This is a genomic window from Comamonas sp. HJ-2, from assembly GCF_053615495.1.
On sequence record NZ_JBSIFD010000016.1, the window covers coordinates 122,474 to 130,283 of the forward strand.

Genomic DNA, 7,810 nt, shown 5'->3' on the forward strand with positions numbered 1-7,810 from the left:
TTAGGTGTTCTCCATTCATGAATAAACACTTTGAAAAAGATCGCACTGTTCACTTTGAAAATACAATAAAGCCATGGATTTCAATGCGCTTCATGTGTTCACCCGGGTTGCCGAACTCTCCAGCTTCACCCAGGCCGCAGAGCAGCTCGGGCTGACCAAAAGCCGTGTGTCTACCGTGGTGCAGCAGCTGGAAAAGCAGCTGGGAACCCGTCTGCTGCAACGCACCACGCGGCATGTCCGGCTGAGCGCCGATGGCGAGCAGTTCCTTGAGCGCAGCAAGGAACTCATGGCCGACCTGGAACAGCTGCAAGCCATGTTCCAGCCTGCCGCCAGCGGGCTGCGAGGCAGTCTGCGCATCGATATGCCCAACTCTCTGGCCCGGGATGTCGTCATTCCGAAACTGCCCGAATTCCTCTCGGCCCACCCTTTGCTGGAAGTAGGCATCAGCACCAGCGACCGCCGCGTGGATGTGGTGCAGGAAGGCTTTGACTGTGTGGTGCGCATTGGCCCGCTGGCAGATACCGACCTGATCGCCCGCACCATCGGTGCAATGGAGATGTGCAATCTGGCCAGTCCCGCCTATCTGGAGCGCCACGGCACGCCCGCAACACTGGCCGATCTGTCACGGCACCGCATCATTCACTATGCGAACCAGCTCGGGCGGCATGGCGCGGGCTGGGAGTACCAGCGCGGCAAGGAAATCGCGCTGCAGCCCATGCGCAGCGCCCTGGTGGTCAACGGTACGGATGCCTACCAGGCAGCCTGCCTTGCCGGTCTGGGCATGATTCAGGCACCCGTCCGGGGTGCGCGCCATCTGCTGGATCAGGGTCTGCTGGTCGAGGTCATGCCCGACTTCAAGGCGGCGCCCATGCCGGTGTCCCTGCTCTACCCGCATCGCAGACATATTGCGCCGCGGGTCACTGCCTTCCTGAACTGGATCACCGAGGTGCTGGCGCCCCATCTGACAGGCATGGACCGCTCTTGATGCCTGGCCCCAGGGCGAGCATGGTGCATATGCATAATTCGGCGATGACTTCCATTCGAGCTTCCCGCCCCGACGAAGGGGCACGAGCGATCGAGATCTGGCGCCAGGCCGTTGATGCCACGCATGACTTTCTGAGTCCGCAGGATCGCGCCGAGATTGATGAGATGGTGTGCGGCTTTCTGCCACACGCCCCGCTGTGGTTCGCCGTCGACGAGCAGGACCATCCCCTGGCCTTCATGCTCATGGACCAGGGCCATATGGAAGCGCTGTTTGTGGACCCCGCTTTCAGACACCGGGGCCTCGGTGCGGCGCTGGTGCGCCACGGCCTGGCACTGCATCCCGAGATGAGCACCGATGTGAATGAGCAGAATGCTCAGGCAGTGGGCTTTTACGAGCGCCTGGGCTTCAAGCGCACGGGCCGCTCCCCGCATGACGGACAAGGCCGCGCCTACCCGATCATCCATCTCAAATACGCCGATCCCTGAATGGCCGGCCTGGCTGGACTACGCGCGTCGACCCGGCACGGATCGCAATATTCAGCGCTTCAAATGCTATCTAAATAAGAGCATCTTGCGCCTGTCTTTTATTGATCATGACCATAAAGCATTCGAAGTTCGAATGCAGTCAAGCGCAAGCAGCTTCTGAATACAGAGCATCGACAGCCGTCGGCAGTTGCTGTGTTGCAGCGCCGGCGCCATGGCTTCTCCAGCTCCGGGGCAAGCGCCGCACGCCACACCGCAGGCTTGCCATAGACCGAGCAAAGAGATGCGAGATCAGCGCTGCGCCTGCGCAGCAGAATCTGCTTGCCTAGAATCGACGACTGTGTCGAAAGAACCGTCATGGCCCGCGCCGTGGCCATGAAAGGCTTTCATTCTTGCAACCGACGGTGTTGAAGATGAGCAAGCCTTTCATATCCCTGTGCCCGGAAATCACGCGGGCCAATGCACTGAATCTGATGGACTGGCTGAGCGACGAAGACGTCGTGCGCCACCTCAGCGATTCGCGCCATGTCTCGCGTCACATAGAGCAGCTCATCGACCGGGTTCAGCTGCCCATACTCACCCATCTCTTCAATCAGGGCGGCCGCTTCTTCATGGCCTACGACCGCGACGACCTGCCCGTGGGCTTCGTGCGCCTGATCCGCAATGGACCGGACTGCGAAATCGTGCTGGTCATCGGCAAGCGCGACAACTGGGGGCGCAAGCTCGGCGCCAGCGCCTTGCACGAGGGCATGAAGCTGGCCTTTTTCGACATGCGTGCCGAAAGACTGATTGCGAGGATCCATGCCGACAACACGCGCTCGCTCAAGGCCTTTGCGCACAACGGCTTTGTGCTGGAGAGTGAAACGCCCGCACTCAAGTCCTATGCGATGACGGCGCAGCGCTACCTCCAGCGCTTGCGCGCCGGGCTGCCGGGAGCGGCGGGCGGCATTTGCATCACCGCCGTGGATCAGGCACGCATCAGGGATCTGCTCGCCCTGGAATGGGAGTCGCAAGCGGTCGATCTGGAGCATGAAATCGAGCGTGCCGCCGTCGTCGATGCCCGGCAGGTGCAGCGCAATGTGGTCACGATGAACTCCAAAGCCTTGCTGCGCCTCGATGAGGTGGCCGTCGAAGTGGCCCTGGTCTACCCCGAGGATGCCGATGACAGTGCAGGAAGGCTCTCGGTTTTCTCGGGCGTGGGCACGGCCATTCTGGGCTGTCGGGAAGGAGACCGCATCGACTGGCGGATTCTCGATCGCACCTGCCATATCCGGATCGAGAAAGTGCTCTACCAGCCCGAGGCAGCCGGGCACTTCCATCTGTAAGCCGGCTCAGGCTGGGGGCATTCGCTGCACCGCCTTGAACAACAAAATCAATAGCATCTCCCGCTTTATATCAATGGATTTCAGATTCAAAGAGTCTTGTAATCCTTTTAAATCAGGCGAAGACTGCTTCCATATCAGAAGCAGTCAAGTGCCTGACTCGCATCAGACGGCGGCGTGAATATTCTTCTCGCCAAACAAGGCGCGCATGCTCACCACCTTGCCCGCGCCATTGAAGCGAAAGTGATCGATGGGCGCAATCACGGTCTTGCGGCCCTGATACTCGAAACTGACGGTGAAAGCGAAGGCCGCCTCGTCGGCAACCGCGCGCACCTCCTGCGTCAGCTCCACCGCTAGCGGCAGCTTGAGCGAGTTGGCGTAAAACGCACGAATCGCAGCCGTGCCGCACCTGGGTTCGGAGCCCACGGGGTCTTCCACCGTGGCGTCATCGGCAAACAGCGCGACGATGCCGTCCAGATCGCCGGCATTGAGCGCAGCCACATAGCGCTGCACCACGGCGTCATATGTTCTGGGGTATTCATCTCAAATCATCCTTTTAGCAAGTGCCGTTGAAAACCGGCAATGCCCAAACGGGGCAGCAAGCAAAAAAGCCGCCTTGCGGCGAGGCCGTCGTTGCCCTCCTGCAGAGAGAGGAAAGGCGCAGGGCCACCAAGGCAAAGCGCCTCAGGAGATGTCAGAACTGTGTCGGACGCATCACCGCATCAATGCCGCCATCAATGACGATCTGCGCGCCATGCACATAGCTTGCGGCCGGGCTCATCAAAAAGGCGATGACCGACGCCATCTCGGACGGCTCGGCTCGGCGGCCCATGGGAGGCACGAACTTGGCAATGGATTCGCCATAGCGAGGATCCTGCAGGCCCGCCTGCAGCAAGGGAGTCTCGGTCGCGCCAGGGGCGATGGTATTCAGACGCACGCCGGCCTCGCCCCAGGCTGCGGTGCGTTTGCGCACAGCCACCGTCAAGGCATTCTTGCTGCCCGCATAGGCCAGATTGCCGCCCTGCTCTCCCGCTTGTTCGACAATGGCGCGAGCCTTGGCTTCCTCGCCGGCCTCCAGTGCCGGTGCCAGTGGGTTCTTGTCAAAAGCCAGATGCGCGGAAGCCACGGACGAGATGACGACGGCTGCGGGCTGCCGGCCCTGTTTCAGCAGCGGCAGAAAAGCATCCATCAGCTCGGTCGCGCCAAAATAATTGACCGAAACCACATTGCCGAGCACCTTGGTCTGCGGTCCCAGGCCGGCGCACAGCACCAGGCCGTCCATGCCCTTGCTGCACTTCGCCAGTACATCGGCAATCGCCTGCTTTCGACCTTCGGCCGTCGAGAGATCGGCAATCACTTCCGCATCGCGTATATCGATGCCAACGATCTGGTGGCCGGCCGCTTCCAGGACCTTGCGCGTAGCGGCACCAATGCCGGTGGCGCAGCCGCTCATCACGATGATGGACATGTCTTGTTTCCTTTTGTCTGTGTGGTGATGGCGCACATCTAAGCCCATCATGAAAACTCAGACTACATGCAAACGGACGATGTAATTCCCCTAGGGAAAATTTACCGTGGCCCTTCCTACACTGGCACAACATCTGCGCGTGAGGAAATTCAGCCATGTATCCCCATCTCTTCCAGCCCATCACCATCGGCCATATCACCCTGAAGAACCGGATTCTGATGGGCTCCATGCATACCGGGCTGGAGGATCAGGCGCAGGGTTTTGAAAAGCTGGCGGTCTTCTACACCGAGCGTGCCCGGGAGGGGCTGCAGCTCATGGTCACCGGGGGCTTCGGCGTCAACGAGTACGCACTGGGAATGCCCGAGCATGCCGAGTTCTCCACGCTGTGCACGCCAGAGCAGGCGGCCCGGCACCGCCTCATCACCGACGCCGTGCATGCCGAAGGCAGCCATATCCTCATGCAGGTACTGCATGTGGGCCGCTACGATCACGGCAGCGGCGGCGTCTCGCCCAGCAGCGTGCTCTCCAGGCTCAGCAACCGCAGCTCGCGCGAACTCAGCGCGACCCAGATCGAGCAGATCATTGCCGACTATGTGCGCTGCGCCTGCCTGGCCCGCGAAGCCGGCTATGACGGCGTGGAAGTCATGGGCGGCGAGGGCTATCTGATCAACCAGTTTCTGGCGCCGCTGACCAACTTCCGCACCGACGAATGGGGCGGCGATGCCGCCGGCCGCAGCCGCTTTGCGCTGCGCATCGTGCAGGGCATACGCGCGGCTGTGCCCGAGAACTTCGTCATCAGCTTTCGCCTGTCTCTGATGGACCTGGTCGAGCATGGCAGCCACTGGAAGGAAGTGCTGGACCTGGCCCGCCAGCTGGAAGCCGCTGGCGTGAACCTGTTCAACACCAGCGTGGGTTGGCATGAGGCGCGCATTCCCACCATCGCCATGATGGTGCCGCGCGCTGCATTCAGCTGGGCTGCCGAGCAACTCAAGCAGGCAGTCAGTGTCCCCGTGGCGGCCAGCAACCGCATCAACACCCCCGAAGTGGCCGATGACCTGATTGCCCAGGGTCATGCCGACATGGTGGCCATGGCTCGCCCCTTTCTGGCCGACCCGGCCTTTGTGCGCAAGGCGCAGGCGGGCCAGAGCAGCGCCATCAACACCTGCATTGCCTGCAATCAGTCCTGTCTGGATCGCATCTTCACGCGCCAGCAGGTCAGCTGCCTGGTCAACCCCAGAGCCTGCCGCGAATGGGAATGGCCGCAGGAAAAAGCCGCAGTTCCGCGCAAGATCGCCGTACTCGGTGCTGGACCTGCAGGACTGGCCTGCGCGCGCGAGGCGGCCGACCGAGGCCACAAGGTGACGCTGTTCGAGCCCGGCATCCGCATCGGCGGCCAGTTCTTTCTGGCGCAGAAGGTGCCCGGCAAGCAGGAGCTGGGCGAGACGCTGCGCTACTTCGAGCATGAAATCCAGCGCCTGGGCATAGAACTGCGACTCAACACCACACCGGACATCGACACCCTGAGCGTCTTTGATCACGTGGTCGTGGCCACGGGAGTGACACCGCGACGCAGCGGCATCGAGGGCGAGAACAGCTCCAAGGTGGTGGACTATATCGAGGCCTTGCGCAGCCCCCGCTTTGTCGGCGAACGCGTGGCCATCGTGGGCGCGGGGCCGCTGGGCTTTGACATGGCCGAATTGCTGGCCTATCACAAGGCCGACGACGGCAGCGTGGCCGCCTTTGACCGCGAATGGGGTATCGACCCCGAACGCGAGCAACGCGGCGGCATCAAGGCCAGCGAGAAAGCCGATTCGCCGCGTCAGATCTGGCTGCTTCAGCGCAGCAAGGCGGCCATGGGCAGCAGCCTGCCAACCACCACGGGCTGGATTCGCCGCGCCCGGCTCAAGAACAAAAGCGCACGCATGTTCAACGATGTGGAGTACATCCACATCGACGACAACGGCCTGCACCTGCGCATACGCGGCGAGCAGCGCTGCCTGAGCGTGGACAACATCGTGGTCTGCGCCGGCCAGGAATCACATGACCCCTGGTCATCAAGACTTCAAGCACAAAACATTGCGCACACAGTGATTGGGGGCGCGCGCAATGCCCACAAAATTGATGCAGCGCGCGCCATCGAAGAAGGGGCCGAACTCGGCCGAAAACTATAGGAGACAGCGAAACAAAATGAGCAATCCCCACGCATCAATGCTGGAGCCGGGCCGTATCGGCACCATGGAGCTGAAGAACCGCATCATCATGGCCCCCATGGGCGAGAACTACGGCGGCACCGACGGTATCTGCGGCGAACGCGCCCAGGACTATTACGAAGAGCGTGCCAAGGGCGGCACCGGCCTCATCATCATGGGCACGGCCGCCATCTCCTGGCCCACCGGCACCAGCGAGCCGCACCAACTGGGCATCTCCAACGACAGCTTCATCCCCGGTCTGGCTGAAGTCACGCGCCGCGTTCACTCGCACGGCGGCAAAGTCGCCATCCAGATCAATCACAGCGGCAAGGTCGCTGCCAATGACCGCACCCACGGGCGCGAGATGTGGGTGTCCTCGATTCCGCCCGACGGCCCTGTGGCCGAAGCCATGCGCACCGTCACGCCCAAGGAGTTCTCGACCTTTGTGGGGGTTGGCCCCTACCCCGACCGCTACCGCGTGATGGACAAGGCCGATATTGCACAGATGGTGGAATGGTTTGCTGCGGCCGCCCTACGCGCCAAGCAGGCCAACTTCGATGCTGTGGAAGTGCACTGCGCGCACAACTACATGATCGCCAACTTCCTCTCTCCCTTTTTCAACAGCCGTGTCGATGAATACGGGGGCAGCTATGAAAACCGCAGCCGCCTGCTGCGCGAGGTGCTGACTGCCGTGCGCGAGCGCGTGGGCGCTGACTACCCCATCTGGGTGCGCATCGACGCAGAAGAAATGCACACGCCCGGCGGCATCACCATGGACGAGGCGCTCAAGACCGCCAAGCTCTGCGAAGAGCTGGGCGTGGATGCCATCAACGTCTCGGCCTATGCGCGCCTGCCCACAGGCACGGCCTTCACCGATGCACCGATTCCGCAAAAGCAGAATGCCTATCGCGAATTTGCCACCGGCATCAAAAAGGCCGTCGGCATTCCCATCATCTCGGCCGGCCGCTGGGAGCTGGATGCCGCCGCCGCCGCCATCAGCAATGGCGAGATTGACTTTGTGGCCATGGGCCGCAAGCTGCTGGCCGACCCCGACCTGGCCAACAAACTGCAAGCCAACGCCGCCCAGAGCGTGCGCCCCTGCATTTATTGCTATGCCTGCGTAAGCGAGATTTTCATCAACAAGGGCATCAAGTGCGCGGTCAACGCACAGACCGGCCACGAGGCGACCAAGACCATCACCTTTGCCGAAAAGCCCAAGCATGTACTGATCGTCGGTGGCGGCCCTTCGGGTATGGAAGCCGCCCGCGTCGCCGCCCTGCGCGGCCATGTTAATTTCCACGCAAAACTGACCCGCCATTTCCATCTCAAACTGACCCACCCTTTGGCTTGAGCCGTAAGGCTCA

7 protein-coding genes are annotated in these 7,810 nt (G+C 61.8%); 5 read left to right on the forward strand and 2 right to left on the reverse strand.

The window, feature by feature from the left end:
• The first annotated feature begins 73 nt into the window (after positions 1-73).
• The 3 genes from ACWGXF_RS14865 to ACWGXF_RS14875 all read left to right on the forward strand — a co-directional run bounded on the left by ACWGXF_RS14865 (position 74) and on the right by ACWGXF_RS14875 (position 2,792).
• On the forward strand, positions 74-985 hold the full coding sequence (locus tag ACWGXF_RS14865) for a LysR family transcriptional regulator (protein WP_256630014.1): 912 nt from the start codon (positions 74-76) through the stop codon (positions 983-985).
• A gap of 44 nt (positions 986-1,029) precedes the next feature.
• Entirely contained in the window at positions 1,030-1,470 is a 441-nt protein-coding gene (locus ACWGXF_RS14870) for an acetyltransferase (RefSeq protein ID WP_256630013.1), read from the forward strand.
• A gap of 410 nt (positions 1,471-1,880) precedes the next feature.
• Positions 1,881-2,792, forward strand: a complete 912-nt coding sequence (locus tag ACWGXF_RS14875; RefSeq protein ID WP_256630012.1) for a bifunctional GNAT family N-acetyltransferase/nucleoside diphosphate kinase regulator — start codon at positions 1,881-1,883, stop codon at positions 2,790-2,792.
• 162 nt (positions 2,793-2,954) lie between these two features.
• Here ACWGXF_RS14875 and ACWGXF_RS14880 read toward each other — a convergent pair whose 3' ends face one another.
• Positions 2,955-3,305 carry a steroid Delta-isomerase gene (locus tag ACWGXF_RS14880; RefSeq protein ID WP_452102061.1) on the reverse strand — a complete coding sequence of 117 codons (351 nt, stop codon included), beginning with the start codon at positions 3,303-3,305 and terminating at the stop codon, positions 2,955-2,957.
• A 178-nt stretch (positions 3,306-3,483) separates the two neighbouring features.
• Complete coding sequence (locus ACWGXF_RS14885; RefSeq protein ID WP_012837515.1) at positions 3,484-4,257, reverse strand: 3-alpha-hydroxysteroid 3-dehydrogenase; 774 nt, start codon at positions 4,255-4,257, stop codon at positions 3,484-3,486.
• A gap of 155 nt (positions 4,258-4,412) precedes the next feature.
• On the opposite strand from ACWGXF_RS14885, the gene ACWGXF_RS14890 reads away from it, so the two are divergent.
• Positions 4,413-6,428, forward strand: a complete 2,016-nt coding sequence (locus ACWGXF_RS14890) for an FAD-dependent oxidoreductase (RefSeq protein WP_452102062.1) — start codon at positions 4,413-4,415, stop codon at positions 6,426-6,428.
• Between the two features lie 16 nt (positions 6,429-6,444).
• Entirely contained in the window at positions 6,445-7,797 is a 1,353-nt protein-coding gene (locus ACWGXF_RS14895) for an oxidoreductase (RefSeq protein WP_452102063.1), read from the forward strand.
• Positions 7,798-7,810: the final 13 nt, after the last annotated feature.

Coding starts and splice junctions, on each gene's coding strand:
- ACWGXF_RS14890 (WP_452102062.1), top strand. CDS start 4,413: ATGTATCCCCATCTCTTCCAGCCCATCACCATCGGCCATATCACCCTG.
- ACWGXF_RS14870 (WP_256630013.1), top strand. CDS start 1,030: ATGACTTCCATTCGAGCTTCCCGCCCCGACGAAGGGGCACGAGCGATC.
- ACWGXF_RS14885 (WP_012837515.1), bottom strand. CDS start 4,257: ATGTCCATCATCGTGATGAGCGGCTGCGCCACCGGCATTGGTGCCGCT.
- ACWGXF_RS14865 (WP_256630014.1), top strand. CDS start 74: ATGGATTTCAATGCGCTTCATGTGTTCACCCGGGTTGCCGAACTCTCC.
- ACWGXF_RS14875 (WP_256630012.1), top strand. CDS start 1,881: ATGAGCAAGCCTTTCATATCCCTGTGCCCGGAAATCACGCGGGCCAAT.
- ACWGXF_RS14895 (WP_452102063.1), top strand. CDS start 6,445: ATGAGCAATCCCCACGCATCAATGCTGGAGCCGGGCCGTATCGGCACC.